At 74.4% G+C, this 25,730-nt stretch carries 27 protein-coding genes; 14 read left to right on the top strand and 13 right to left on the bottom strand.

Going from position 1 to position 25,730, the window contains the following annotated elements; translation table 11 throughout:
* The first annotated feature begins 4 nt into the window (after positions 1 to 4).
* Genes MODMU_RS11170 through MODMU_RS11155 form a run of 4 tightly spaced genes read left to right on the top strand, consistent with a single transcriptional unit; the run spans position 5 to position 3,530 of the window.
* Positions 5 to 946, top strand: coding sequence for a VOC family protein (locus tag MODMU_RS11170; RefSeq protein ID WP_014740344.1), 942 nt, complete (start codon positions 5 to 7; stop codon positions 944 to 946).
* Positions 946 to 1,920, top strand: a complete 975-nt coding sequence (locus MODMU_RS11165; RefSeq protein ID WP_014740343.1) for a fumarylacetoacetate hydrolase family protein — start codon at positions 946 to 948, stop codon at positions 1,918 to 1,920. The genes MODMU_RS11170 and MODMU_RS11165 overlap by 1 nt, the downstream gene beginning before the upstream one ends.
* A gap of 27 nt (positions 1,921 to 1,947) precedes the next feature.
* Positions 1,948 to 3,126 carry an alpha/beta hydrolase family protein gene (locus MODMU_RS11160; RefSeq protein WP_014740342.1) on the top strand — a complete coding sequence of 393 codons (1,179 nt, stop codon included), beginning with the start codon at positions 1,948 to 1,950 and terminating at the stop codon, positions 3,124 to 3,126.
* A gap of 8 nt (positions 3,127 to 3,134) precedes the next feature.
* Entirely contained in the window at positions 3,135 to 3,530 is a 396-nt protein-coding gene (locus MODMU_RS11155) for a VOC family protein (RefSeq protein ID WP_231851870.1), read from the top strand.
* A gap of 70 nt (positions 3,531 to 3,600) precedes the next feature.
* Here the strand turns inward: MODMU_RS11155 and MODMU_RS26965 are convergent, their stop codons facing one another.
* The 3 genes from MODMU_RS26965 to ctaD form a co-directional block, all read right to left on the bottom strand.
* Positions 3,601 to 5,847 carry an HNH endonuclease signature motif containing protein gene (locus MODMU_RS26965; protein ID WP_014740340.1) on the bottom strand — a complete coding sequence of 749 codons (2,247 nt, stop codon included), beginning with the start codon at positions 5,845 to 5,847 and terminating at the stop codon, positions 3,601 to 3,603.
* A gap of 75 nt (positions 5,848 to 5,922) precedes the next feature.
* Positions 5,923 to 6,180: a hypothetical protein gene (locus MODMU_RS11145; protein WP_014740339.1), complete on the bottom strand. Its 258-nt coding sequence runs from the start codon at positions 6,178 to 6,180 to the stop codon at positions 5,923 to 5,925.
* A gap of 61 nt (positions 6,181 to 6,241) precedes the next feature.
* Positions 6,242 to 7,993, bottom strand: coding sequence for an aa3-type cytochrome oxidase subunit I (ctaD, locus tag MODMU_RS11140; RefSeq protein WP_014740338.1), 1,752 nt, complete (start codon positions 7,991 to 7,993; stop codon positions 6,242 to 6,244).
* Between the two features lie 126 nt (positions 7,994 to 8,119).
* On the opposite strand from ctaD, the gene MODMU_RS11135 reads away from it, so the two are divergent.
* The 3 genes from MODMU_RS11135 (at position 8,120) to MODMU_RS11125 (ending at position 9,761) form a co-directional block, all read left to right on the top strand.
* Positions 8,120 to 8,716: an O-methyltransferase gene (locus tag MODMU_RS11135; RefSeq protein WP_014740337.1), complete on the top strand. Its 597-nt coding sequence runs from the start codon at positions 8,120 to 8,122 to the stop codon at positions 8,714 to 8,716.
* A gap of 60 nt (positions 8,717 to 8,776) precedes the next feature.
* On the top strand, positions 8,777 to 9,214 hold the full coding sequence (locus tag MODMU_RS11130; RefSeq protein WP_014740336.1) for a hypothetical protein: 438 nt from the start codon (positions 8,777 to 8,779) through the stop codon (positions 9,212 to 9,214).
* A gap of 106 nt (positions 9,215 to 9,320) precedes the next feature.
* Positions 9,321 to 9,761, top strand: a complete 441-nt coding sequence (locus tag MODMU_RS11125) for an ATP-binding protein (RefSeq protein ID WP_014740335.1) — start codon at positions 9,321 to 9,323, stop codon at positions 9,759 to 9,761.
* 20 nt (positions 9,762 to 9,781) lie between these two features.
* On the opposite strand, the gene MODMU_RS11120 is transcribed toward MODMU_RS11125, so the two are convergent.
* The 5 genes from MODMU_RS11120 to MODMU_RS11100 are packed head-to-tail and all read right to left on the bottom strand — an operon-like array spanning position 9,782 to position 14,493.
* Positions 9,782 to 10,480 carry a phosphatase PAP2 family protein gene (locus MODMU_RS11120; protein ID WP_014740334.1) on the bottom strand — a complete coding sequence of 233 codons (699 nt, stop codon included), beginning with the start codon at positions 10,478 to 10,480 and terminating at the stop codon, positions 9,782 to 9,784.
* Positions 10,480 to 11,106 carry a phosphatase PAP2 family protein gene (locus MODMU_RS26960; RefSeq protein WP_014740333.1) on the bottom strand — a complete coding sequence of 209 codons (627 nt, stop codon included), beginning with the start codon at positions 11,104 to 11,106 and terminating at the stop codon, positions 10,480 to 10,482. The genes MODMU_RS11120 and MODMU_RS26960 overlap by 1 nt, the downstream gene beginning before the upstream one ends.
* The gene (locus tag MODMU_RS11110) at positions 11,103 to 12,200 is read right to left on the bottom strand and encodes a lysylphosphatidylglycerol synthase transmembrane domain-containing protein (protein WP_014740332.1); all 1,098 of its coding nucleotides are present in this window, start codon (positions 12,198 to 12,200) and stop codon (positions 11,103 to 11,105) included. The genes MODMU_RS26960 and MODMU_RS11110 overlap by 4 nt, the downstream gene beginning before the upstream one ends.
* Positions 12,197 to 12,799, bottom strand: a complete 603-nt coding sequence (locus MODMU_RS11105; protein WP_014740331.1) for a hypothetical protein — start codon at positions 12,797 to 12,799, stop codon at positions 12,197 to 12,199. Before MODMU_RS11105 ends, MODMU_RS11110 begins: the two co-directional genes overlap by 4 nt.
* A complete protein-coding gene (locus MODMU_RS11100; protein ID WP_014740330.1) occupies positions 12,796 to 14,493 on the bottom strand; it encodes a phosphatase PAP2 family protein in 1,698 nt (565 codons plus the stop codon). Before MODMU_RS11100 ends, MODMU_RS11105 begins: the two co-directional genes overlap by 4 nt.
* 136 nt (positions 14,494 to 14,629) lie before the next feature.
* On the opposite strand from MODMU_RS11100, the gene MODMU_RS11095 reads away from it, so the two are divergent.
* Positions 14,630 to 15,544 carry an ABC transporter substrate-binding protein gene (locus MODMU_RS11095; protein ID WP_014740329.1) on the top strand — a complete coding sequence of 305 codons (915 nt, stop codon included), beginning with the start codon at positions 14,630 to 14,632 and terminating at the stop codon, positions 15,542 to 15,544.
* A gap of 9 nt (positions 15,545 to 15,553) precedes the next feature.
* Here MODMU_RS11095 and MODMU_RS11090 read toward each other — a convergent pair whose 3' ends face one another.
* Entirely contained in the window at positions 15,554 to 16,018 is a 465-nt protein-coding gene (locus MODMU_RS11090) for a DNA-directed RNA polymerase subunit alpha C-terminal domain-containing protein (RefSeq protein ID WP_014740328.1), read from the bottom strand.
* 157 nt (positions 16,019 to 16,175) lie between these two features.
* Here MODMU_RS11090 and MODMU_RS30025 point away from each other — a divergent pair, with 157 nt between their 5' ends.
* The gene (locus tag MODMU_RS30025; protein WP_014740327.1) at positions 16,176 to 17,558 is read left to right on the top strand and encodes an ATP-binding protein; all 1,383 of its coding nucleotides are present in this window, start codon (positions 16,176 to 16,178) and stop codon (positions 17,556 to 17,558) included.
* A gap of 12 nt (positions 17,559 to 17,570) precedes the next feature.
* Here MODMU_RS30025 and MODMU_RS11080 read toward each other — a convergent pair whose 3' ends face one another.
* The gene (locus MODMU_RS11080) at positions 17,571 to 18,008 is read right to left on the bottom strand and encodes an ester cyclase (protein ID WP_014740326.1); all 438 of its coding nucleotides are present in this window, start codon (positions 18,006 to 18,008) and stop codon (positions 17,571 to 17,573) included.
* A 74-nt stretch (positions 18,009 to 18,082) separates the two neighbouring features.
* On the opposite strand from MODMU_RS11080, the gene MODMU_RS11075 reads away from it, so the two are divergent.
* Positions 18,083 to 18,790, top strand: a complete 708-nt coding sequence (locus MODMU_RS11075) for a class I SAM-dependent methyltransferase (protein WP_014740325.1) — start codon at positions 18,083 to 18,085, stop codon at positions 18,788 to 18,790.
* A 77-nt stretch (positions 18,791 to 18,867) separates the two neighbouring features.
* The gene (locus MODMU_RS11070) at positions 18,868 to 19,263 is read left to right on the top strand and encodes a VOC family protein (RefSeq protein WP_014740324.1); all 396 of its coding nucleotides are present in this window, start codon (positions 18,868 to 18,870) and stop codon (positions 19,261 to 19,263) included.
* A gap of 9 nt (positions 19,264 to 19,272) precedes the next feature.
* Here the strand turns inward: MODMU_RS11070 and paaZ are convergent, their stop codons facing one another.
* From paaZ to paaK, 3 genes are read right to left on the bottom strand one after another with little or no spacing between them, the layout of a single operon-like run.
* Positions 19,273 to 21,321, bottom strand: a complete 2,049-nt coding sequence (gene paaZ / locus MODMU_RS11065; RefSeq protein ID WP_014740323.1) for a phenylacetic acid degradation bifunctional protein PaaZ — start codon at positions 21,319 to 21,321, stop codon at positions 19,273 to 19,275.
* Positions 21,318 to 21,944 (bottom strand): TetR/AcrR family transcriptional regulator, encoded by a 627-nt coding sequence (locus MODMU_RS11060; RefSeq protein WP_014740322.1) that lies wholly within the window; start codon positions 21,942 to 21,944, stop codon positions 21,318 to 21,320. The genes paaZ and MODMU_RS11060 overlap by 4 nt, the downstream gene beginning before the upstream one ends.
* Positions 21,941 to 23,278 carry a phenylacetate--CoA ligase PaaK gene (gene paaK / locus MODMU_RS11055; RefSeq protein WP_014740321.1) on the bottom strand — a complete coding sequence of 446 codons (1,338 nt, stop codon included), beginning with the start codon at positions 23,276 to 23,278 and terminating at the stop codon, positions 21,941 to 21,943. The genes MODMU_RS11060 and paaK overlap by 4 nt, the downstream gene beginning before the upstream one ends.
* 131 nt (positions 23,279 to 23,409) lie before the next feature.
* Between paaK and paaA the strand changes: the two genes are divergently transcribed.
* From paaA to paaC, 3 genes are all read left to right on the top strand, one after another.
* Positions 23,410 to 24,375: a 1,2-phenylacetyl-CoA epoxidase subunit PaaA gene (gene paaA, locus MODMU_RS11050; protein WP_014740320.1), complete on the top strand. Its 966-nt coding sequence runs from the start codon at positions 23,410 to 23,412 to the stop codon at positions 24,373 to 24,375.
* Positions 24,372 to 24,737: a 1,2-phenylacetyl-CoA epoxidase subunit PaaB gene (gene paaB / locus MODMU_RS11045; protein WP_014740319.1), complete on the top strand. Its 366-nt coding sequence runs from the start codon at positions 24,372 to 24,374 to the stop codon at positions 24,735 to 24,737. The genes paaA and paaB overlap by 4 nt, the downstream gene beginning before the upstream one ends.
* An 81-nt stretch (positions 24,738 to 24,818) precedes the next feature.
* Complete coding sequence (paaC, locus tag MODMU_RS11040; RefSeq protein ID WP_041795187.1) at positions 24,819 to 25,727, top strand: 1,2-phenylacetyl-CoA epoxidase subunit PaaC; 909 nt, start codon at positions 24,819 to 24,821, stop codon at positions 25,725 to 25,727.
* Positions 25,728 to 25,730 lie beyond the last annotated feature (3 nt).

Raw genomic sequence — 25,730 nt, 5'->3', positions numbered from 1 at the left:
CACGATGACCCAGCAGCGCCTGATCACCCACCTGCGGCACGTCGACCTGGCCGTGCCCGACTTCGCCAAGCAGCTCGACTTCTACTCCGGCACCTGGGGCCTGAAGGCCGAGCACAGCGACTCGGGGCTGGCCTTCCTGGCCGCCGAGGGCTCGCCGGAGCAGTACGTCGTCCGGCTGCGCGAGGCGACCGACAAGCGGATCGACCTGATCTCCTTCGGTGCCGCCAACGCCGCCGACGTCGACACCCTCGCCGGGCAGCTGGCCGCCGACGGCGTGCAGCTGGTCGGCGAGCCGGACACCCTGCAGACCCCCGGCGGCGGCTACGGCTTCCGGTTCTTCGACAACGAGGGCCGCACCGTCGAGATCAGCTCCGACGTGGCCGTGCGCGAGCACCGGGCCATCGAGGAGGGCGAGTCGATCCCGGTCCGGCTCTCCCACGTCGTCATCAACTCGGCCGACCCCGAGGGCACCCGCGCCTTCTACGAGAAGCACCTGGCCTTCGCCCTGTCCGACACCCTGATGCACCCGCGGATGGGCGACATGATGTGGTTCATGCGGATCAACGCCTGGCACCACAGCATGGCGATCGCCCGCGGCCCGCACCCCTCGCTGCACCACGCGTCGTTCGAGCTGCGCGGCATCGACGAGTACATGCGCGGCACCGGGCGGCTGCTGCGGGCCGGCGTGGAGAAGATCTGGGGCCCGGGCCGCCACATGGCCGGCAACAACACCTTCAGCTACTTCCTGGACCCGCACGGCAACACCGTCGAGTACACGACCGAGCTCGACGTGCTGGACGAGGACACCTGGCACCCGCACGTCTACGACTTCAGCAACCCCGAGGTCTCCGACCAGTGGGGGACGGCGAACGCGATGAACGAGTTCGTCGCGCAGCGGTCCTTCAACGACCCGGACAAGGGCCTGTTCGTGGCCCCGCCGGTCTGATGCGGTTCGCCACCTACCGCCACGACGGGTCGACCCGGGCGGGCGTGGTCGACGGCGACGTCGTCCACGCTCTCCCGGCCGGGACGACGGTGCTGGACCTGGTGCGCGCGGGGTTGCCGGCCGCGGTCGAGGCGGGCACAGCAGCGCTCGCCGAGCCGGAGGTGCCGCTGGCCGACGTCACGCTGCTCCCCCCGCTGCAGGCGCCGACCGTGCGGGACTTCGTCGCCTTCGAGGAGCACGTCGAGGGCGTCCGGAAGGCGATCGACGGGGTCGCCGGGGTGCCACCGGAGTGGTACCAGGCGCCGACGTTCTACTTCACCAACCCGTACGCGCTCGTCGGCGCGCACGACGACGTCGCCGTCCCGCCGAACTCGCAGCGGTTCGACTTCGAGCTGGAGGTCGCGGTCGTCGTCGGGCGGGACGGCGCGTCGCTGAGCCCGGAGCAGGCCCGCGAGCACGTCTTCGGCTACACCGTGCTCAACGACTGGTCGGCGCGCGACCTGCAGGCCCGGGAGATGCGGGTCAGCCTCGGCCCGGCCAAGGGCAAGGACTCGGCCACCACGCTGGGGCCCTGGCTGGTGACCGCCGACGAGCTCGAGCCCTACCGGGACGACGAGGGGTTCCTGGCCCTGGACATGCGGGTGTCGGTCAACGGCACCGAGGTCGGCCAGGACCTGCTGTCGAACATGGGCTGGCCCTTCGAGGAGCTGATCAGCTACGCCTCGCGCGGCACCGAGGTGCGCGCCGGCGACGTGCTGGGCTCGGGGACCTCCGGCAACGGCGGCTGCCTGGCCGAGCTGTGGGGCACCCGCGGCGAGGCCGCTCCCCCGCCGCTGCAGCCGGGCGACGTCGTGGAGATGACCGTCGAGGGCATCGGCACGATCCGCAACCGCGTGGTCGCAGGTGTCGACCTGCCCCCGGTGGCGCCGGCCCGCGCCCGGCCGCGGACCCGCAAGCGCCCCGCCGCTTCCTGAACCACACCCCTGCGAGAGGAACCACCCGTGTTCGAGTACTTCCCCACCGGCCCCTACACCTGGAACCTCAGCGTCGTCGCGACGCTGAACTCCGGGGGGCTGATCGACGAGGTCGACCGCGCATGCCGGCCGATCAAGGAGGCGGCCAACGCCGGGGAGGACGCCGGGACGCCGGACTTCCTGCGGGCGTGGACCGCGCTCACCGACCAGCTGGTCGGCCAGGCCGAGGAGGCCGAGAAGGCCGGGCACGTCCGCACCGCCGGCCAGCTGTACTTCCGGGCCAGCAACTACCTGGCCCAGGCCGAGCGGATGCTGGCGCACTCCGACCCGAACCGGGTGCCGACCTACCGGCGGCTGCTGGAGCTGGCGCAGAAGGCGTTCGACCTGCACAGCCCGCGGGTCTCCCGGGTCGCCGTCCCCTACGAGGGGACCACGCTGCCGGCCTACTTCAGCCAGGCGCCGGCGACCGACGAGGGTCCGGCGCCGGTGGTCGTGCTGGTCAACGGGCTGGACTCCACCAAGGAGCACATGTACGCCTCCAACCACTGGGAGGAGCTCGCCGCCCGCGGCATCTCCTGCCTGATGCTGGACCAGCCCGGCACCGGCGAGGCGCTGCGGCTGCAGGGCCTGACCGCGCGGATCGACACCGAGGCCTGGGCCGGCGCGTGCGTGGACTGGCTGGAGACCCGCGAGGACGTCGACGCCTCTCGCATCGGGATCGTCGGCTGGTCGCTGGGCGGCTACTACGCGCCGCGCGCCGCCGCGTTCGAGAAGCGGTTCGCGCTGGTCGTGGCCTGGGGGGCCAACCACAACTGGGGCGCGGTGCAGCGCCGCCGCAAGGAGCGCGAGGGCGAGCGCCCGGTCCCGCACTACTGGAGCCACGTGCTGTGGGTGTGGGGTCACGAGGGCGACGAGAACGACCTCGACGGGTTCCTCGACTTCGCCGACGGGGTGCACCTGGACGGCGTGGTCGAGCAGATCACCGTGCCGTTCCTCATCGCGCACGGCGCCAACGACCGGCAGATCCCGCTGGAGTACGCGCACCGCTCCTACGACCAGGCGGTCAACAGCCCGAAGCGGCAGCTGCGGGTGTTCACCCCCGAGGAAGGCGCGACCGAGCACATCGGGCTGGACCACCTGCCCCACGTGAGCACGTTCATCGCCGACTGGGTGGCCGACACGTTCACCGAGCTGGCGAGGGGCTGACCGTGCGGATGCTCTTCGTCAACCTGCCGGTGCGCGACGTCGCGGCCGCGCGGTCGTTCTACGAGGCGCTCGGCTTCACCTTCCACCGGCTGGACTCCGACGAGGGGTCGGCGTCGATGGTCGTCGACGAGAGCATCGTCGTGCGCCTGCTCGCCCGCGACCGCTTCGCCGAGCTGGTCACCGGCGAGGTCGGTGACCCCGCGTCGGGTCCCACGGTGCTGCTGAGCCTCACGGCGGACACCCGCGAGGACGTGGACGACCTCGTGGCCCGGGCCCTCGGTTCCGGCGGCGGGCCCTGGCTGCCGCCGCGGGACACCGCCTCCGACCACACCGGCAGCTTCACCGACCCGGACGGTCACGTCTGGGAGATCCGGTGGATCGACCAGCTGCACGTCGTGAACTGACCGTCCTGCCAGCGTGACCGTGCCCTTCTGACCCTGCCCTCCTGACCCGCCGCCGGATCCCGCCGGCGGGTCAGGAGGGCGGTGGGCCTGTGGTCGCGACCAGGCCGGTGGGCGTGGTGACGGTCAGGGTGGCGTCCTCGGCCAGGTGGAAGGTCCAGTCCGGGGCCTGGTGCTTTCCCCGGTGGTCGGTGACGCAGAACCCGGCCAGGTTGCTGATCGAGGTGGGCCCGTCGGGGTACCGGATCCGGTGGTCGAGCTCCCCGGCGGCGACGAGGCGACGGCAGCCGGGGAACCGGCAGCGCCTGTCCCGGGCGCGGACGAACCGGTCGAGTGCCGCCCCGGGCCGGTACCCGTCGGTCGGGCCGGGCGCGCCCAGCCCCGGCCGACCGGTGAGGTCGTGCGCGCAGGCTGCCGGGTCGCGGCGGCAGGCGCTCCGCCCGCACTGCCCGGTGCGACGCAGCTCGGGCAGGTCGGTCAGCGACACCAGCGCACCGGTGAGCGCGTCGACCAGCGCGATCCGCGGCCGGTCGGCGAGCCCGCCACCGGCCGTCCGGGAGAGCAGCCCGGCCAGCGCCTGCCGGTCCGCCCGCGCCGCCGAGGCCAGCGCCTGCAGCGCGTCCCCGGCGGCGTCCACCCGACCCGCCGGGCCGGCCCGCCAGCCGACCTCGTCGGCGGCGTCCGCCCGCGCCGCCGTGCGCACCAGCCGCTCGGCGTGCGCCAGCGCCTGCCGTGCCTGGTACTGGGCCTGGGACGCGTCGTCCACCGCGCGATCGGCCGCCGCCCACCACCCGTCACCCACGCTCGCACCGCTGCTCGCCGGAGGCTCTAGGGGTCGGCTGTCCTCCCACGACGGCGGCGCCCAGGGTGACCCCGGCCGCGCGGACCCGCTCGGCCGACGGTCCTCGACCGGGTCCGGGTCGGTGATCAGGCCGCGCTCGAAGTCTGCCCACCAGCGCTGCTCCACTTCCCGGAGCGCCGCGTCCATGGCGACGAACAGGGCCACCTCGGCGGGGTCGGGAACGGGGTCGCCGTCGCAGAGGAGGACGGCGTCGGGGTCAGGGACGCCGTCGAGGCCAGAGGTGACGTCAGGGTCAGGGGTGCCGCCGGCGTCAGGGGTGCCGTCAGGAACGGGGACGGCGTCGGGGTCAGGGACGCCGCCGTAGTGAGAGATGCAGCCGAGGTCGTCGTGGTCGCCATCGGGGACGAAGTCGCGGACGGCGTCGGGGTCAGGGACGCCGCCAGGGTCGAGGACGACATCAGGGTCAGGGACGGGCTCAGGAGCGCCGCCGTGGTCACGGTGGACGTCCGCCGCCTCGGTGTCAGCGGGGACCGGGTCGGCGGTCGGGGTGCCGGCGAGCAGCCGCAGCAGTTGGCGTACCACCTCCGCCGGCACCACCTGCCCGTTGCACTCCCCCGGGGCGTCGCCGCCGAGCACGGTGCCCACCGCCGCGACCAGGGTCAGCGCGACCTGCACCGGGGGCCGGTCGCCCTCGCCCGGTCGGAGCACCAGGTCCATCAGGCAGTCGGCCATCTTCTGCCCGCGCGTCCGCGGCTCGGCGCCCGGCTCGTCCTGCACCGCGTCGGCGTAGGCACCCAGCGCGGCGTGCAGCGCCTGCCCCTCGGGGCCGGTCAGCAGCGCCGTCACCGCCGCCATCCCGTCCGCGCCGGCCCGCAGCTGCACGCCGCGGTTCTTCACCGCCTTCGCCAGCCGCTGCGCCGCGTCCCGCGCTCCCCGCCGGGCGATCACCCGCCGCGCCTTGTCGCGCAGCTGCGCCGGCGTGGTCAGCGTCCCGCCCGCGGCCCGGGCGGCCACCCAGTCCAGGACCTCCGCCTCGACCTCGGCCCGCAACGAGTCGTCGGCGATGTCGGCGACCAGGTCCAGCATCGGCCACATGTGCCCCACGTGCAGGCCGCCGGCCTCGAGCCCGGCCAGCACCCCCGGCAGCCGGGACACCAGCCGCAGCGAGCGCTCCAGCAGGTCCTCCGCCGACTGCTGCCCCAGCGCCAGCGCCACCTGCAGCTCCGAGGTGGCCCACTCGCTGACCGGCTGCAGCACCTCGGCCCGCGCCGCCCACCGCTCGGCGCTCATCGCCCCGGGCTCGCCCTGCCGGCGGTCCACCGACGCCGGCCGGGAGGCCGCGAACTCCGCCACCGCCCGAGCCCGTACCGCGGTCAACCGAGCGATCTCCCGGTCCGCGGCCTGCACCACCCCCAGCGGCCCGGCCGACACCGCCACCGCCGGGAGCACCGGCGATCCCGTCGACCGCTCGCGCACCGCAGGCGCACTGCGCTGCTGCACGGCGGTCGAGCTCGTCATGCGCTCGATCATACGTTCGAACGCCAGGTCACACAAGCCGAATCCCCAGGTCAACGCCGAGTGCCCAGCCGCCGTTCAGACCACGACCGCCAGCAGGACCGCGACGAACACCAGCCCCACCGCCCACCACAGCGGGTCGGTGGAGGACTCCGACGGCTCCTCGGCCGCCGCCGGGCCAGGAGCGCCCGCACGAACGGCGGGCGGCGGACCGACCGCCACGACCTCCGGCGGCAGGTCGCCCACCAGGTCCTCCTCCCAGAAGCGGAACAGCTCGACCTCGGCCAGGCCGCTGGGCAGGGACCAGTCGTCCCGATGGCGTCGACGGAGTCTCACGGGCTCCTCCTGTCCGTCGTCCCGCCCATCCCGGACGTGCCCGGGACGGTCAGGGGTCTCCTCAGGTGGGATCGGGGTCGTTGGCGCCGGCCCGGGCTCCCCCGGTCAGCCCGGCCTCCTGGGCGTAGGGCTCATGGCGCTTGCCGGCGTGCGCCTCGACCTGCAGCCGGTCCTTCAGGTGCGGGTAGTGCAGCTCGAACGCCGGGCGCTCGGAGCGGATTCGCGGGATCTCCAGGAAGTTGTGCCGCGGTGGCGGGGACGAGGTCGCCCACTCCAGCGAGTTGCCGTGGCCCCAGGGGTCGTCCCGCAGCGCCGGTGCGCCGTGCCGCCACGAGGTCACGGCGTTGTAGGTGAAGGGGATGACCGAGGCCCCGAGGACGAAGGACCCGATCGTGGAGACCGTGTGCATGGTGGTGAACCCGTCGGTGGCCAGGTAGTCGGCGTACCGCCGCGGCATGCCGTCGTTGCCCAGCCAGTGCTGGACGAGGAACGTGAGGTGGAAGCCGATGAAGGTCAGCCAGAAGTGCAGCTTCCCGAGCCGTTCGTCCATCATCCGGCCGCACAGCTTGGGGAACCAGAAGTAGAACCCGGCGAAGACCGAGAAGGTCACCGTGCCGAAGACGACGTAGTGGAAGTGCGCGACGACGAAGTAGCTGTCGTTGAGGTGCCAGTCCAGCGGCGGGCTGGCCAGCAGCACGCCGGTCAGGCCACCGAGCAGGAAGGTGATGAGGAAGCCCATCGAGAACAGCATCGGCGTCTCGAAGGTGATCCGACCGCGCCACATGGTGCCGATCCAGTTGAAGAACTTGATGCCGGTCGGGACGGCGATCAGGTACGTCATGAAGCTGAAGAACGGCAGCAGCACCGCGCCGGTGGCGAACATGTGGTGCGCCCACACCGCCGCGGACAGGGCGGCGATCGCGATCATCGCGAACACCATCCCCTTGTAGCCGAACAGCGGCTTGCGGCTGAACACCGGGATGACCTCGGAGATGATCCCGAAGAACGGCAACGCGATGATGTAGACCTCGGGATGGCCGAAGAACCAGAACAGGTGCTGCCACAGCATCGGCCCGCCGTTGGCCGCGGTGTAGACCTGCGCGCCCAGGTGCCGCTCGCTCAGCAGCGCCATCAGCGCCGCGGTCAGGATGGGGAACGCCAGCAGGACCAGGATGCTCGTGGTCAGGCAGCCCCAGGTGAACAGCGACATCCGGAACATGGTCATGCCCGGCGCCCGCAGGCAGACGATCGTGGTGATGAAGTTGACCGCGCCGAGGATGGTGCCCAGACCGCTGACGGCCAGTCCCGCGATCCACAGGTCACCGCCGGTGCCGGGGCTGTGCGCGCCGGTGGACAGCGGGACGTAGGCGTACCAGCCGAAGTCCGCGGCGCCCGCCGGGGTCGCGAACCCCGACAGGGCCAGCGAGGACCCGAAGAAGAACAGCCAGAACGAGAAGGCGTTCAGCCGCGGGAAGGCGACGTCCGGGGCCCCCAGCTGCAGCGGCATCACCAGGTTGCCGAAGGCGAAGAACATCGGCGTCGCGAAGAACAGCAGCATGATCGTGCCGTGCATGGTGACCAGCTGGTTGTACTGCTCGGGCGAGAGGAACTGCAGCTCCGGCCGGGCCAGCTCGGCGCGCATCAGCAGCGCCATCAGGCCACCGATGAAGAACCAGGCGAACGCCACCGCCGTGTACATCAGCCCGATGGTCTTGTGGTCGGTGGTCCGCAGCAGCGCGAGGAACCGCGAACCCCTCGCCGGTGGGGGGACGGAACCGGGCCGGCTGATGATCGGAGCGGGCGCGATCGTCATCGGGACTCCTGACCGCTGGCCGGCGCGCCGGCCCGGGGACTGGGTGCGACCAGCGTGCGACCCCGATGCCGCGGGCGCAATGCCCATGCGCACCACTCGAGGGGACCCGTGCGGTAGGACGGGGGCGTGCCCGAGAACTTCGACGAGGTCGCCCGCGCGCTGCACGACGACGGCGTCCGCCACGACGCCGACCAGCCGGACCGCCGGCTGCGGCGGCGCAACCTGGGGCCGGACGCCGCGGCGCTGCTCTCCGTCGTGTGCCGGGCCATGGGGGCTCGCTGGGTGGTCGAGGTCGGGACGTCGAACGGCTGCTCCACCCTCTGGCTGGCGCGCGCCGTGCACGACCAGGGCGGCACCGTGCTCAGCGTCGACGTCGACGGCGAGGCGCAGGGCGCGGCGGCGGCCACCCTCGACCGGGTCGGGCTCCGCGACCGGGTGCAGTTCCGCTGCGCCGACGGGGGTGCGGTCCTCCGCGGGCTGCCCGACGCCAGCCAGGACGTCGTCCTGCTGGACGCCGAGCGGTCGCTGTACCCGCGGTGGTGGCCGGACCCGGTCCGGGTCCTCCGGGTGGGCGGCCTGCTGGCCGTCGACAACGTGCTCTCGCACCCCGACGAGGTCGCCGACGTCCGCGACCGGATCGAGGCGGACCCGCAGCTGGAGTCCACCGTCGCCCGCACCGGGGCAGGTCTGCTCCTGGCCGTCCGGCGCGGGCCGGCAGGCTGACGACGCGGCTCATCCGACTCGGGCGATCCGCCGGCGCCCCGCCCGGCGCAGGGTGAGGGCATGCGACCCGCCCGGCTGATCGGCGTCCCGCTCCTGGTCTGCTGCGGCCTCCTCGCGGCCTGCTCCGACGACGACGGCAGCTCCGCCGGCGCGCCGTCCTCGAGCACGGCGGCGCCCGCGGTCTGCGGCTCGGTCGAGGACCTGCAGGCCTCGCTGGCGGCCTTCCCGGAGGTGCCGGTGACGGTCGAGGGGCTCGGCACCCTCCGGGAGGCCCTCGGTCAGGTCGCGTCCGAGGTGACCCAGGTGGTCGACGACGCGCGGTCGCAGTTCGAGACCCAGGCCGACGCCCTGACCGCGAGCCTGTCCGCCGTGCAGACGTCGGTCGAGTCCGCCGTCTCGGCACCGTCGGCGGCCTCGCTGGACGCCGTCGGCACCTCGGTCCGCGCCCTCGCCGACACCACCGCCGGTCTGGCCTCGGACGTGTCGTCGTCCTGCTGACCCCGACCGGACGTGCCGCCCTCCCCCGTCCGGGCGGGACGATGAGTGGCCGGGCGCGGAACGGGCACAGGGGGTGTGACGCCCACCGGACCACCGCAGGGAGCACATGAGCACCGACAGCTGGGCGCAGGACCCCCTCCCCGAGATCCGCGGGCCGGTCAGGACGACGTGGCAGTGGGAGATCTCCCGCCCGGCGGAGCTCACCGCTGCCCGGGTGCGGCTGCGGGCCGACCTCGCCGGTGGGGCGCTGCCCGAGGGAGCCGACCAGGACGACGTCGACCGGCTGCTGCTGGCCTTCGAGGAGCTGGCGTCCAACGGCGTCCGGCACAGCGGCGCCCCGGTCCGGGTCACGGTGACCGGGACGGCGACCGGCTGGCTGATCGACGTCAGCGACGCCCGGCCCGACCAGCCGCCCGTCCCGGCCGTCGACCGCGACCCCTCCCTCGGCGGGCTGGGCCTGCACCTCATCGCCCGGCTCTCCGCCCGGCACGGCTGGGCCGTGGTCGGCCGGCGCAAGCACGTCTGGGCCTGCCTGACCCTCGCCTGACCGGTCGGGTCCCGACCGGCTCAGCCCGGGCGTCCGCGGGCGCGCGGGCGCCGGGTCCGGCGAGCGCTGCCCCGGGCGACGGGCGGGCCGCCCTCGGTGCCGTGCCGGAAAGGGATCAGCAGCGCCGGCCAGCCGAGGGCGAGACCGGCGCCGAGCAGGCCGCCGGCCAGGGTGTCGGTGAGCCAGTGCGCCCGCAGGTACACCCGGGACAGCGCCATCACCACGGCGAACAGCACCGCGCGCACCTCCCAGCGCCAGCGCATCGGCCCCGGCGCGGCCACCACGAGCACCACCCCGACGGCGGTCACCGCACCGGCGATCGCGTGCCCCGACGGGAACGCGGCTCCCGAGGTCGCGATGAGGCCGTCCGGCGGCCGGGGACGGTCGACCCACGCCTTCACCGGGCCGATGAGCGCCTCGCTGCTGACCACCGCCAGGGCGAACGCCGTCAACCGGAGCCAGTGCCGCCGCCAGGCCAGCAGGACCAGCACGGCGATCCGCACCGGCCAGTTGACCCAGACGCTGCCCAACCAGGACATGCCGACCGCGACCACGGTGGTCGGGCGGTTCTCCACCGCGACCGCCCCCCGCCACACCGCGTCGTCCACGGCCTGCACGACCGGTGAGGTGACCGGCCAGACCACCAGGACGGTGACCAGGACGGCGCCGGCCAGCAGCGCACCGCTGACCACCAGGGCCCGCCGGGTGTCGACCAGCATCAGCGCGGGTGCCCGAGCAGCAGCCGGACCGCGCCGGCGACCGCGACCCCCAGGGCAGCGCCGCCGACGACGTCCAGCGGCAGGTGCGCGCCGACGTGCACGCGCGCCAGGCAGACCGCGACGACCAGCACGGTGCAGCCGATCCGGGCCGGGCGGCCCAGCCAGGGCCAGGCGACGACGAGCAGGCTGGTGACCACGGCGGCGTGCCCGGAGACGTAGCCGCGGCCCAGCGCCGCGGTCCCGCGGATGACGACGTCGGTGAGCAGACCGTCGGGCCGGCCGCGCGGCACCTCTCCCTTCACCACCTTGGCCAGCAGGTACACGCCGGCCCCGGCCAGCAGCAGCCCGGCCGCCAGCCGCCAGCGGCGGAACGCCGCCGCCACCGCGGCGGCGCAGGGCACGACGAGGACGTTGCCCAGCTGCATCACCGGCCAGACGAGCACGAACGGCAGGACCGTCGTCGCGTTCAGCGCCCGGAACACCGCCGTCTCGGCGGCGCTGACCGTGCCCGGGAGCACCGGCAGGGAGGCCAGCACCAGCAGCGCCGAGCCGCCGACGAGCAGCAGCACGTCCCGCGGCCGGCGGACGACCGCGGCGACCCGGCCGGTCCGCGCGGTGGTCGTCATGCCTGCTCGGGGACCAGGTCGGTGCGCGGCGCGGTGCCGGGCGCGCGCCGCCACGACTTGTTGCGCTGCCAGAAGACGTAGGTGAGCACCCCGAACGGGATGGGGAGGACGTAGGTCAGCACCCGGAAGACCAGCACCCCGGCGGCGACGGCCGGGCGGTCCCCACCGGCGGCGGCCAGCCCGCCGATCATCGCCACCTCGATCACCCCGAGACCACCGGGCGTGAACGGGACGGCGGTGAGCAGCCGCGCGAAGGCGAACACCGCCAGGGCCTCGGTCCAGGCGACCTGGTCGGCGCCGACCCCGCAGAACCGCAGCGCCAGCAGCAGCACCAGGAACAGCGACAGGTGGCTGACGACCGTGGCCAGGGTCAGCCAGTGCCAGCGGGCGTGCAGCAGCAGCACGGTCCGGTCGCGGAACTTGGTCAGCGCCAGGTCCCAGCCGTGCACCGGCGGCCGGTGCACCAGCCGCAGCAGCGCCGAGACCCAGCGGGCCAGCGCCACGCCCACCCGGGCCGCGCTCGCCCGGCTGCGCAGCACCAGCCACAGCCCGACCACCGCCGCGACGAGGCCGGTGACCCCGAGCAGCCCGGCCAGCACCCGGCCGGGCGTCGGCGGCGTGGTGAAGGCCACCAGCGCCAGCGCCACCACCGGCAGGCCCAGCTTGGCGAAGTTGTTCCACAGGCCCGAGGTCAGCAGCGACACCGACGTCCGGCTGCGCGAGAAGCCCCACGAGGTGTTCATCGCGTAGGTGAGCCCCATCGCCACGGCCGCACCCCCGACCAGCGTGTTCGCCACCGCGGTGGTCGTCTCGGTCGAGACCGTGGCCTGCCGCAGGGTCATCCCCGGCGTGGTGATGACCATCACGAACTGGTAGGTGGCCAGGTTCCACACCGTCGCCAGGAGCAGCAGGCCGATCTGGAGGGCGGTCATGTCCTGCACCGAGGCCCACACGTCGCTGAGGCTGGTGAACTGCGGGAGGAACCAGAAGACCATCGCCGCGACCAGCACGAGGGAGAACGCCGGGGCGAGCCAGCGCCGCCAGGCCGGTCGGCGGGGCCGCGCCGGGGGGCTCGCCTGCTCGAGTGTGGTCATGGCTGTCCGTCCCCTCTGCTGGGGTCGAGGTCGATCCGTCCGCCGCTGTCGGCGTGCACCTGGGTCTGGAGGTCCTCCCGGCTGACCACCCCGACGGCCTGGGAGGCGAGCGCCAGCGCCTCCCCGGGGCTGTCCCCGTCCAGCCGGAAGACGATGCTGAGGCAGCCGCCGCGGAACACGTAGTGCCGCTCTCCCGAGTAGGTCGGGCTGACCTGGCGGACCCGCTCCAGCCGGTGCATGTACTCCCGGTCGCTGGCGATCTCGGTGGCGCCGGCGGTGTCGCAGGACTCCTCGAGCCGGACCTCGATGGCCCGGGTGCCGTCCCGGTCGGAGTCCAGCCAGAACCGGGAGATGCCGTTGCGCACCTCCAGGTGCCGGAACTCCCAGCCGGAGGGCAGCGGCGAGAGGCACGGCGCCCAGGCCGCGGTCGGCACCGACTGGGCCATCAGGATGACGCCGTTGCCCGCACCACCGTCGCCGACCGGGCAGGCCGGTGGGCTGGTGATCGCGGCCGCCGGGTCCGCCGAGTCGCTGCCGCACCCGGTCAGGCAGCCGGCCGCCAGCAGGGCGAGCGCGGCGGCGGTCCCGGGCCGCTTCACAGCGGCGAGCGGAGCAGGTCGGAGGTCACACCGGCGCAGACCAGGGCCGCGAGCAGGGTCGCGAGGGTGAGCACGACCCGCCGCCAGCTCCAGCGCTGGATGCGCACCGAGGGCAGCTGGTACGGCAGCAGCGCCAGGAACGCGGTGTGCAGGTCGCGCCCCTGCTGGCGCAGCATCCGGCGGAGCTGGGAGGGCATGGTGAGCCCGCGGGTGGCCGCGAACGCCTCGGCGAGCTCCTCGTCGGTGAACTGCAGGCGGGCCCGCCGGTAGACCCGCTCGGCGTCGGTGCGCAGCCCCAGGACCAGCATCATGTTGGCCAGGTCGACCGCCTGCCGCCACGGGCTGGGGCGGACCTCCGCGAAGGCGGTGTCGATGACCACGAGCCTGCCGTCGCGGACCAGCAGGTTCGCCGGCTTGATGTCCCGGTGGGCGACGCCGATCTCCCACATCCGGCGGACGAGGGCGAGCCCCTGGTCGATGATCGCGTCGTCCACGTCGGCGTCGCCGACCTCCTGGGCGCCGGCCATGAACTCGGCGACCAGCAGGTACTCCCGCTCCGGGGTGATCTCCACGATGCCCAGCGGGCGCGGGGTGGGCAGCCCGGCATCGGTGAACAGGTGCATCACGTAGTCCTCGTACTGCACGAGCCGACGCACGCTGTGGAACGGCTGCTCGTCCTCCAACCGGCCGTAGAGCAGCGTGCGACCCAGCTTGTACCAGCGGTCGGAGTGCACGTGGGTCGCCGCGTACAGCTTCCCGAACACGCAGCTCTCGCCCTCCCCGGCGGCCTTGACGGTGATCCGCAGCGGTGTGGAGCCGCCGGAACCGGACAGGTTGAACGGCTCCACGGCGGTGGCCAGGAGCCCGAGCTGGTCCTCCAGGGCGCGGACGATCGCCTCACCGCGGGGTCCGGTGACGTCGAGGTGCGCCGGGCGACCGCGCCGGTAGCGCACCGGGTAGACGTCGTTGGGGGTGAGCAGCCGGAAGGCCGCCAGCGGCACGGCCACCCCGAGGATGACCCCGGCGGCGATGTCCGTCGGGTGGTCCTGGGCCAGGTAGAGGCGGGACAGGGCGGTGACCGCCAGCACCACGCAGACGACCCACTTGCCGATGGTGCGGTACCGGCCGGCCGGGACCAGGGAGTAGACGGCGTTGAGCAGCAACGTGGCCAGCACGGTGACCGGCAGCGACGGCATCGAGAAGCCCGTCCACGGACCGATGATCTCGACCTCGAAGGGCCGCGGGCGCTGCAGGGTGCCGGCCATCTCGGCACCCACCTGCACCACGATGATCCCGACGGCGATCACCACGAACAGGTGCCGCCACCGCCGGACGGCGATCAGCACCGCGAGGTTGCCCAGCCACAGGACGTAGATCGCGGTGGCCGAGGCCAGCACGCCGGCGACCTCGGCCACCCGGGTCAGCGCCGGCGAGCGGATCCGCTCGAAGGCCTGCAGGACCCGGGTGTCGGCCACGTCGAACCGGCCGACGCTGTCGGTCGCCCAGACGACCACCCAGGCGACGACGACCAGCCCGGACATGGCCAGCCACCACTTGCCCGAGGCGTTGAGGTGCCGGGGCAGCGGCGGCGGTTCACCCGAGGGACGACGCCGGCGCCGGACGCGGTGGATCGCCGGCGGGGCCTGCCCCGTGGGAGACACCGCGGTCGGCACTGCCTGGGGCAGCGAGGTCACGTCGGCTGATGCTCCACCTCCCGGGCGGCGACGGACATCCCCCTGTGCGCCCCAGGTGCCGCTAGCGTGGCCCCGTGCCGCGCCGCCGCGGCCCCACGCCGACGGTGGTGACGCTCCGGCAGGGAAGGCGGGCACTGTGCCACCTCGCCGCGCGCCGTCCGTCGTCCTCCTCGTCGTGCTGCTGCTCCTCGCAGCGAGCGCGTGCTCCGGCTCCGCGGACGACGGGGAGCGCCCCGGGGACACGGTCCGGTTCGCCTCCTACGACTTCAGCGAGAACGAGATCCTCGCCGCGGTCTACGCGGAGTCCGCCCGGCAGGCGGGCCTGCCGGTGTCGCTGCACCCCGGCGCCGGCACCCGTGAGGTCGTCGAGCCGGCGCTGGAGCAGGGGGTCGTCGACGTGGTCGTCGACTACCTGGGCACCGCGGTGCGCTTCGTCGACCCCAGCGGCGCGGCCGGCACCAGCACCCCCGAGCAGCTGCACGCCACGCTCAGCGCGCTGCTCGCACCGCGCGGCGTCACCGTGCTCGCCGCGGCAGCGGCCGAGGACCAGAACGGCTTCGCGGTCAGCCGGGCGTTCGCCACCGAGCACGGCGTGAGCCGGCTGTCCGAGCTCGAGCCGCTGGCCCCCGGGCTGGCCTTCGGCGGTCCGCCGGAGTGTCCGGAGCGTCCGCTCTGCCTGCCCGGTCTGCGAGAGGTCTACGGCCTCCGGTTCGGCAGCGTCGTGAACATGCCGTCCCGGGCCGCCACGGTCGAGGCCCTGGTCGCCGGGTCGATCCAGGTCGGGCTGCTGGAGACCACGGACGCCCGGCTGGGCGGCGGCGGGGCGCCGGTGGTGCTGCTCGCCGACGACCGGGCGCTGCAGCCGCACGAGAACGTCGTCCCGCTGGTGCGCACCGCCGCGCTCGAGCGGTGGGGAGACCGGCTGGCCGACGCCCTGGACGCGGTGAGCGCCCGGCTGACCACCGCCGACCTCAGCGGCCTGAACCGGGCCGTGGAGGTCGAGGGCCTGACCCCGCGGGCCGCCGCGGCCCGCTGGTGGGACGGCAGCTGACCGCCGGGGTCAGCCGCGGTCGCCGAGCAGCCGGTGCAGAAGGCGACCCGGCTGGCGCAGCGACCAGCAGGCCAGCCGGACGCCCAACCGCAGCAGGTCGCCGTACTCCGCCGGCCGCGGGCCGGTCGCGGGCGCAGCCGGCGGCGGCGTCGGCGGCGGAGTCGGCCCGGCGGTGAGCAGGTCGACGGCGGAGCGGCCGCGCGGGGCGCGCAGCGAGTCGAACGACGGGATCGCCGGCGCGTCCGGCGACTCCTCCTCGACGTCCGGCGCGGGCGCCCCGGGCAGCACGCGCCGGATCGCGGCGATCGTCCCCGGACCCAGGCCGGGGACGGCGGCGAGCTCCTCCCGGCTGAGCCGCGCGAGCCGGTCGACGTCGGTGATCCCCGCCCGGGTCAGCACGGTGACCGCCCGCGCCGGCAGCCCGAGCTCGCGGAGGCTGCGTGCGGGCTCGTCCCCCGGCGACCCGATCGGCATGGCCCCAACCTAGCGGCCGGCGCGCCGGCCGGCGGCACGGCACCACCCCGGACGGGGTGCACCGGAGCCCCCGCTGACCGCGTGCGGCGTGCTTCGATGCGCGCACCGTCGTCCGCGGAGGAGGAGCCATGTCCGTCCACCGTCCCGGGGCGACGTGATGGACCTCGACGAGCTCCGCCCGCTCGGGCTCTTCGCCGGCACCGGCGAGGACCAGCTGGCCGCGCTGGTCGCGGCGGGCACCGAGGTGCACGCCGGGGCCGGTGACGTCGTCTTCGCCGAGAACCGGCCCGCCGAGCACTGGTGGGTGCTCCTCGACGGCCGCATCGACCTGCTGCGGCACGTCGGGCACGAGGAGACCCGGCTCGGGGTCATGGACGTGCCGGGCCGCTGGGCGGGCGGGTTCCGGGCGTGGGACGAGCACGGCGTCTACCTCGCGACCGGCCGGGCCGCGACCGGCGCGCGCGTCCTGCGGGTGCCGGCCGAGGACCTGCACCGGGTCTGGGCCGACCGTTTCCCGCTGGGCCTCCACCTGGTCGAGGGGGTGTCCCGGTCGGCTCGCAACTACGAGTCGATGGCCCGGCAGCGCGAGGCGCTCGCGGCGTTGGGCACGCTGGCGGCCGGGCTCGCCCACGAGCTCAACAACCCGGCCGCCGCCGCGTCCCGGGCCGTCGACGCCCTCGGCGAGGCGCACGAGCAGATGCTGGACTCCCTCCGGTCGCTGGCCGCCGCGCCGGTGACCGCCGCGCAGTTCGCCGCGCTCGACTCGTTGCGGCAGGAGCTGGCCCCGGTCCCGCCCGGCGACCCGCTCAGCGCTGCCGACCGCGAGGACGCCCTGTCGGACTGGCTGACCGGCCACGGCGTGCGGCGGGACTGGGTGCTGGCGCCCGCTCTGGCCGCTGCGGGTGCCGACGAGCTCTGGTGCGAGCGCGCCGCCGAGGTGCTGGGCAGCGCCCGGCTCGAGCCCGGCCTGGAGTGGGTGGTGAGCACCCTCGCCGCGACCGCGTTGCTGGCGGAGGTGAAGGAGTCCACCCGCCGGATCTCCGACCTGGTCGCCGCGGCCCGGTCCTACTCGCAGCTGGACCGGGCGTCGATGCAGCAGACCGACGTGGCCGAGGGGCTGGAGAGCACGCTGGTGGTGCTCGCCCACCGCATCCCCGCCGGCGTCACCGTCGTCCGGGAGCACAGCGCTGCGGTGCCCCGCATCCCGGCGCTGGCCGCCGAGCTGAACCAGGTGTGGACCAACCTCGTCGACAACGCGCTCCACGCCCTGGGCGGCTCCGGCACGCTGCGGGTCTCGAGCCGGGTGGACGGCGGCGACGTGGTCGTGGAGATCGCGGACACCGGGGCCGGGATGTCCCCGGAGACCGCGCGGCACGCCTTCGACCCGTTCTTCACCACCAAGGGCGTCGGCGAGGGCACCGGCCTGGGCCTGGACATCTCCCGCCGGATCGTCGACCGGCACCGCGGTGACATCGGCATCGAGCTCCGGCCGGGCGAGACCGTGCTGCGGGTCCGGCTGCCGGTGGACGGCGCCCGCTGAGCCGGAGCCTGCTCAGCCCCCGCCCGTGGGGGACGCCACCCGGACGGCGCCGGTGCCGGCCAGGGCGCCGAGCTCGTCGGCGACCATCCAGGTGTCGCTGATCCGGCCGTCGGTGAGGGTCAGCACGTCGATCACCCGGAGCTCGACGACCCCGCCGGTGGCCGGCACCGGCCCGGCGGAGGTGGACAGCGTGCCGGTGTGCCGCCCGCGCAACCGGAACGCCACGGCGACCTGGTCACCGGCCTCGACGACGTGGACGACCTCCCGCTCGACCCGGTCGAGGGCGGTCTGCAGCGCCCGGGCGCGGACGACGAGGCCCGCGGCGGGCACCGGGGCGCCGTTGACGGTCACCGGGTCGGTGTAGAGCTCCCGGAACGCGGCCGCGGCGGCTCCGTCGTCCGGGAGCGGGTCGCTCCACAGCCGGAGCAACCGGTCGACGTCGAAGGCCACCGCCCCATGCTGCTCCGACGCGCAGGTGACCACCAGGCCCGTCGGCGCGGGCGGCGGCATGGGAACCTGTGCGGGTGACGCCGACTGTGCGCCCGACCATCCAGCGAACGGCCAGCGCCCGCGCCTACCGCGGCCACTCCGTGCACGCCGCACCGGGCGTCCACGAGTACGCGGTGACCCTGGTGCGGGCGGCGCTCCCGGACGGGGGCCGGGTCCTCGAGGTCGGTGCCGGCTGCGGCGCGCTGGCGCTCCGGCTCGGCGACGCCGGGTTCGACGTCGTCCCGACCGACCTCTTCCCGCCGCACGACTGGATCCACCGGCTCGACCTGGACCACCCCGAGTGGACCGAGGACACCGAGGGCCCGTTCGACCTGGTCGTCTCGGTCGAGACCCTGGAGCACGTGGAGAACCCGCGGCAGGTGCTGCGGTCGGTCCGGGCACTGCTCCGCCCCGGCGGCAGGCTGGTGGTGAGCACCCCCAACGTCACCCACCCGCACTCGCTGCTGAAGACGGTGCTGCGCGGCGCCCCGGTCTTCTTCGGCCCGACGCACTACTACGAGCCCGGGCACATCACCCTGCTGCCGGACTGGATGCTCACCGAGCACGTCCGCCAGGCCGGGTTCGACCAGATCGAGGTCCGGCGGGCGGGGAGCATGGACTACACCGGCCTGCGGCAGCGGGTGCACCGGGTCGAGCTGGCGGTGCTCCGCGCGCTCGGGCTGCGCCAGCGGGCCGACGACGGCGAGGGCGTCTGCACCTTCGTCACCGCCGTGGCCGCCTGACCCTTGCCACCCCTGCTGCCCCGGCCTAGCGTCGGTGCGTCCCATCCGTACGGGGGCATCCCCTTCAGGAGCTGACCATGCTGAGCACCAGCAGGGTCGAGGCCAACATCCCCGCAGCCGACCTCGGCAGGGCGCGGGCGTTCTACGCGGACAAGCTGGGGCTGACCCCCACCCGCGAGCTGGGCGGCGTCAACCTCGTCTACCGCACCGACGGGGGCACGACCTTCAACGTCTACGAGACCGCCTACGCCGGTCAGGCCGGGCACACCATCGCGCAGTGGCACGTCGACGACATCGAGGCCGAGGTCCACGACCTCGAGGCCAAGGGCGTCGAGTTCGAGGTCTACGCGGACATGCCCGGGGTGCGGTGGGACGGCGCGATCGCCTCGATGGAGGGGCTCGGCCGGGCGGCCTGGTTCAAGGACAGCGAGGGCAACATCCTGTGCGTCGACCAGGAGGAGACCGCCGGCTGAGGCCAGGGGTCAGCCGGCGGGGGGCCAGGTCTTCGCGACCATGGTGAGGACGTCGTAGGTGGCCACCGGCCGCCCGTCGCCGTCGACCACCACGGCGTCCCAGCGCACCTCGCCGTGGTCGGCGCCGCCGCGCGGGCTGATCTGCTTGCAGGTGAGCGTCACCGTCAGCTCCGCGCCGGGCTTGACCGGGGTGAGGAACCGCAGGCTGTCCACCCCGTAGTTCGCCAGCACCGGGCCCGGCTCGGGGTCGACGAACAGCCCGGCGGCCCAGGAGACGATGAGGTAGCCGTGCGCGACCCGGCCGCCGAACAGCGGGTTGGCCGCGGCCGCCGCCTCGTCCGTGTGGGCGTAGAAGGTGTCGCCGGTGAACTCGGCGAAGTGCTCGATGTCGGCGAGGGTGACCGCCCGCGGCCCGGCGGTCACCGAGTCCCCGATCCGCAGCTCGGCCAGCGACCTGCGGAACGGGTGCACGCCGTCGTCCCGCCGCTGCGCGCCGGTCACCCAGCGGCCGCCGATCGCGGTCAGCGCGTCCGGCGAGCCCTGCACGGCGGTGCGCTGCATGGCGTGCAGCACGCCGCGGATCCCGCCGAGCTCCTCGCCGCCGCCGGCCCGGCCGGGGCCGCCGTGCACCAGCACCGGCAGCGGTGACCCGTGGCCGGTGCTCTCCGCGGCGTCGTCCCGGTCGAGCACCAGCACCCGGCCGTGCGCGTGCGCGGCGCCGAGCACGAACTCCCGCGCGACGGCCGGGTCGTGGCTGACCAGCGAGGCGACCAGGCTGCCCTGGCCGCGGGCGGCGAGCTCCACCGCCTGCGCCACGCCGTCGTAGGGCAGCACCGTGCTCACCGGCCCGAACGCCTCGACGTCGTGCGGCTCGGCGGCGGACAGGTCGTCGCAGCGCAGCAGCAGCGGCGGCAGGAACGCGCCGCGCTCGGCGTCGGCACCGACGACGTCGACGCGCGCCGGGTCCCCGGACACCAGCGCAGCCACCCCGCGCAGCGCGGCGACCGAGCGCAGCACCTCCTCGCGCTGGCCGAGGCTGGCCAGCGCGCCCATCGTGACGCCGTCCGCGCCGGGTGCGCCGACGACCACCTCGGCCAGCCGGGCGCGGGTGGCCTCGACCACGTCGTCCACCAGCTCGCGGGGCACCAGCGCGCGGCGGACGGCGGTGCACCGCTGCCCGGCCTTGATGGTCATCTCCTCGACGAGCTGGTCGACGAACAGGCCGAACTCGGGGGTGTCCGGGGTGGCGTCCGGGCCGAGCACCGAGCAGTTGAGCGAGTCGGCCTCGGCGTTGAACCGCACCGAGTTCGCCACCACGGCCGGGGTGCTGCGCAGCGTGCGGGCGGTCGACGCCGACCCGGTGAACGCGACGAGGTCCTGGCCGCCCAGGAGGTCGAGCACGCCCGCGGCGCTGCCGGCCAGCAGCTGCACGCTTCCCTCGGGCAGCAGCCCGCTCGCCACGATCGACCGGACGACGGCCTCGGTGACGTAGGCGGTCTGGCTGGCCGGCTTCACGACGGTGGGCACGCCGGCCAGGAAGGTGGGCGCGAGCTTCTCCAGGAAGCCCCAGACCGGGAAGTTGAAGGCGTTGACCTGCACCGCCACCCCGCGCAGCGAGGTGTAGAGGTGCTGGCCGACGAACGTGCCGCCCCGGCCCAGCGGCTCGACGCCGCCGTCGAGCACCACCGTGTCGTCGGGGAGCTCGCGGCGGGCCTTGCTGGCGTAGGAGAGCAGCGTGCCGAAGCCGCCGTCGACGTCCACGGCGCTGTCCCGGTCGGTGGCCCCGGTGCGCCGGGACAGGGCGTCGAAGGCGTCCTTCTCCGCCATCAGCCGCAGGCCGAGCTGCTTGAGCAGGCCGGCGCGCTGGTGGAAGGTCAGCTCGCGCAGCGCCGGGCCGCCGACGGAGCGGGCGTGGTCGAGCATCGCGGCGACGTCCAGCCCGGTGCTGGAGACCCGGACGACGGTCTCGCCGGTGACCGCGTCGGCGATCGGCACGCCCTCGTCCGGGGCGGTGTACCAGCGTCCGGCGACGTAGCTGGGCAGCATCGGTGCGCTCATCGGAGGGCCTCTCGCGGGGAGGGTCGGGCGGCCGTGCGCAGGCCGCGGAAGGTGGTGGTGACGAGGGCGTCGGCCAGCGCGTCGGCGTCCAGCCCGCGGCCGGGCCGGTACCACTCGGTGAGCGAGTTGACGGTGCCGAACAGCAGCCGGCTGGTGACGGCGGGGTCGACGTCCGGGCGGACGTCGCCCTGCTCCTCCGCCGCGCGCACCAGGTCGGTGACGACCCGGTCGAACTCGCGGCGCCGCCGCAGGGCGTCGGTCTCCACCGGCGAGTTGCCGCGCACCCGCAGCAGCAGGGTGACGAACGGCAGCTGGGTGGTGAGCACCCGCACCGACCCGCGGACGACGTGCTCGAGCCGGTCGATCGCCGGGCCGGTGGTCGCGCCGGGCTCGTCCAGGACGGCGAACAGCCCGTCCAGCGCCCGGTCCAGGGCCAGCCGCAGCAGCTCGACCTTGCTCGGCACGTGGTGGTAGATCGCGGACTTGGTGACGCCGAGCCGGGTGGCCAGCTCGTCCATGCTGGTCGCCTCGAAGCCGCGCTCGTTGAACACCGCGACGGCGACGTCGAGCAGCGAGTCCAGCGAGTGCCCGGGGCGCCCCCGGCGCGCCGGGACGGTCGTCACCGCACCCGCCGGTCCGTGAGCCGCTGGAGCTTGCCGACCGAGCGGGCCAGCGTCTCCGGGTCCACGACGCGGACCTCGACGGAGGTGCCGACGGTGTCCTTGACCGCCGTCTCCACCTCGCGCGCGGCGACGTCGCGGCGCTCGGCCGGGCAGTCCGGGCGCGCCTCCACGTGCACCGTCAGGTGGTCCATCCGGCCGCGGCTGGTCAGCTCGAGGGAGAAGTGCGGCGACAGCCCCGGGGTGCGCAGCACGACCTCCTCGATCTGGGTCGGGAACAGGTTCACCCCGCGCAGGATGATCATGTCGTCGGTGCGGCCGGTGACCTTCTCCATCCGGCGCATGCCCGGCCGCGCGGTGCCCGGCAGCAGCCGGGTGAGGTCGCGGGTGCGGTACCGGACGACCGGCATGGCCTCCTTGGTGAGCGAGGTGAACACCAGCTCGCCCTGCTCCCCCTCGGGCAGCACCTCGCCGGTGGCCGGGTCGATCACCTCGGGGAGGAAGTGGTCCTCCCAGACGTGCAGCCCGTCCTTGCTCTCTCCGCACTCCTGCGCGATCCCCGGGCCCATCACCTCGGACAGGCCGTAGATGTCGACCGCCTCGATGTCCAGGCGCTCCTCCATCTCGGTGCGCATCTGCTCGGTCCACGGCTCGGCGCCGAAGATGCCGATCTGCAGGCTGGAGGACCGCGGGTCGATGCCCTGCTTCTCGAACTCGTCGATGACGGTGAGCATGTAGCTGGGCGTCACCATGATCACCCGCGGCTGGAAGTCGGTGATCAGCTGCACCTGACGCGGGGTCATGCCCCCCGACACCGGGATGACCGTGCAGCCCAGCGCCTCCGCGCCGTAGTGCGCACCGAGCCCGCCGGTGAACAAGCCGTAGCCGTAGGCGTTGTGCAGCTTGTCCCCCGCCCGGCCGCCGGCCGCCCGGATGGAGCGGGCCATGACCGCGGCCCAGGTGGCGATGTCGCGCTCGGTGTAGCCGACGACGGTGGGCCGGCCGGTCGTCCCGGACGAGGCGTGCACCCGGCGGACCTGGTCCTGCGGCACGGCGAACATCCCGAACGGGTAGTTCTCGCGCAGGTCGGCCTTGGCCGTGGTCGGGAAGCGGGCCAGGTCGGCCAGCTCGCGGCAGTCGTCGGGGTGGACGCCGGCGGCGTCGAAGGCCGCCCGGTAGTGCGGCACGTTGTCGTAGGCGTGCCGCAGCGTCCACCGCAGGCGCTCCAGCTGCAGGGCCCGCAGCTCGTCGACGCCCATCCGCTCGGCCGGGTCGAGCAGCGCCGGGTCGGGGGCCGCGCCGAGCCGGCGGGTGGTCTCGCTGGTCGCACGGGTCATCGCGGGGTCCCCTCAGGACTGCGCGCCGCGCGGATCGGCACCGGCGCTTGTGGACTGCGTTGTCCCGCGTCACACTATTACTGAACGCCCGGTCGGTAAATGCCCGATCCGAGAGCTCCCGAGGAGATGCGATGTCCGCGCCCGCACTGGACCGCCCGACCGACAGCCGCGACGCCGGCACCGCAGCACTCCAGGCGCAGTTCGACGCCACGATCGCCGCCGACCACCGGATCGAGCCGCGCGACTGGATGCCGGAGGCCTACCGCAAGGGCCTGGTCCGGCAGATCGCGCAGCACGCCCACTCCGAGATCATCGGCATGCAGCCCGAGGGCGACTGGCTGCTCGCCGCGCCCAGCCTGCGGCGCAAGGCGATCCTGCTGGCCAAGGTCCAGGACGAGGCCGGGCACGGCATGTACCTCTACGCCGCGGCGGAGACCCTCGGCGCCGACCGGGCCGACCTCACCGACAAGCTCATCGAGCGCAAGCAGAAGTACAGCTCGATCTTCAACTACCCGACGCTCACCTACGCCGACGTCGGCGTCATCGGCTGGCTCGTCGACGGCGCGGCCATCTGCAACCAGGTGCCGCTGTGCCGGTCCAGCTACGGGCCCTACGCCCGGGCGATGATCCGGGTCTGCAAGGAGGAGTCCTTCCACCAGCGGCAGGGCTACGAGCTGCTGATGACGATGATGCGCGGCACCGAGGCGCAGCGGGCGATGGTGCAGGACGCCGTCGACCGCTGGTGGTGGCCGTCGCTGATGATGTTCGGCCCGCCGGACGACGACAGCCCCAACTCGGCGCAGTCGATGGCGTGGGGCGTCAAGCGGCACAGCAACGACGAGCTGCGCCAGCGGTTCGTCGACATGACCGTGCCGCAGGCCGAGGTGCTCGGCGTGACGCTGCCCGACCCGGAGCTCGCGCTGGACCCGGAGACCGGCCGGTACCGCTTCGGCGCGATCGACTGGACCGAGTTCAAGCAGGTCCTCGCCGGCAACGGCCCGTGCAACGACGAGCGGATCGCCCGCCGGCGCGCCGCCCGCGACGACAACGCCTGGGTGACCGAGGCGGCCAGCGTCTACGCGGAGAAGCACGCGTGAGCGACGTGACCGCGGAGGGCGGGCACGGCGCCGTCCCGACCGGGCCGGAGATCCCGGTCGAGCCGAAGGCGTCGACCGCCCGCCGGGACTGGCCGCTCTACGAGGTGTTCGTCCGCGGCAAGCGCGGGCTCAACCACGTGCACGTCGGCTCGCTGCACGCCCCGGACGACGAGATGGCGGTGCACGCCGCCCGCGACGTCTACACCCGTCGCAACGAGGGCGTGAGCATCTGGGTGGTGAGGGCGGCGGACATCACCGCGTCCAGCCCGGACGAGAAGGACCCGATGTTCGCCCCCAGCGGGGACAAGGTCTACCGGCACCCGACGTTCTACGAGATCCCGGACGACGTCCCCCACATGTGAGCGGCGAAAGGACCCCCTCTCCCCCCACCACCTCGTACCTCGGCGGCGGGCCCCTGAGAGGGGGCCGAGAAAGGCACATCGATGCATGAAGAGACCGTGTACGACGCGCTGGACCACGCCCACGGGGGCGAGGGGCAGTGGGCGTTCGGCACCGGGTTCGACGAGCCGCTGGCCGGGGTGGACACCACCGTGCCCGACGGCCTCGACCCGGCCGACCTGGGCGCCTACTGCCTGATGCTCGGCGACGACGCGCTGGTGCTCTGCCAGCGGCTCACCCAGTGGGTGACCGCCGCCCCCGAGCTGGAGGAGGAGGTGGCGCTGGCCAACTGCGGGCTGGACCTGCTCGGCCAGGCCCGGCTGCTGCTGGCCCGGGCCGGCTCGGTCGGCGTCCTCGGCCGCTCCCGCGCGCTGGCCACCGACTCGATCCCGGACGAGGACGCGCTCGCCTACTTCCGGGACTCCGACGAGTTCCGCAACTGCCTGCTCGTCGAGGCCCCCAACGGCGACTTCGGGCAGACCGTCGTCCGGCTGCTGGCCGCCTCGACCTGGCGGCTGGCCGTGTTCTCCCGGCTGCGGGGGTCCCGGGACCCGGTGCTCGCCGCGATCGCCGCCAAGGGCGTGCCCGAGCTGACCTACCACCGCGACCACGCCGCCCGCTGGGTGCTGCGGCTCGGCGACGGCACCGCGGAGTCGCACCGCCGCGCCCAGGCCGGGGTCGACGCCGTCTGGCCGCTGCTGGCCGACCTGTTCACCGCCACCGACGTCGAGACCCGGCTGACCGCGGCCGGCGTGGCGGTGGACCCGGCCGACGTCCGCGACGAGGTGCGCGACGTGCTCACCCTGGTGCTCGAGCGCGCGACGCTGACCGTCCCCCCGTGGCCCGCCGGGCAGCCCAGCCGCGGCCGCCTCGGTCAGCACGGCCCGGAGCTGACCGCGCTGCTCGCCGACCTGCAGGGCCTGGCCCGCGAGCACCCGGCCGCCACGTGGTGACGG

Origin of the sequence: Modestobacter italicus (assembly GCF_000306785.1) — a bacterium.
Classification (GTDB): domain Bacteria; phylum Actinomycetota; class Actinomycetes; order Mycobacteriales; family Geodermatophilaceae; genus Modestobacter; species Modestobacter italicus.
This window is presented reverse-complemented; position numbering and strand designations above follow the sequence as displayed.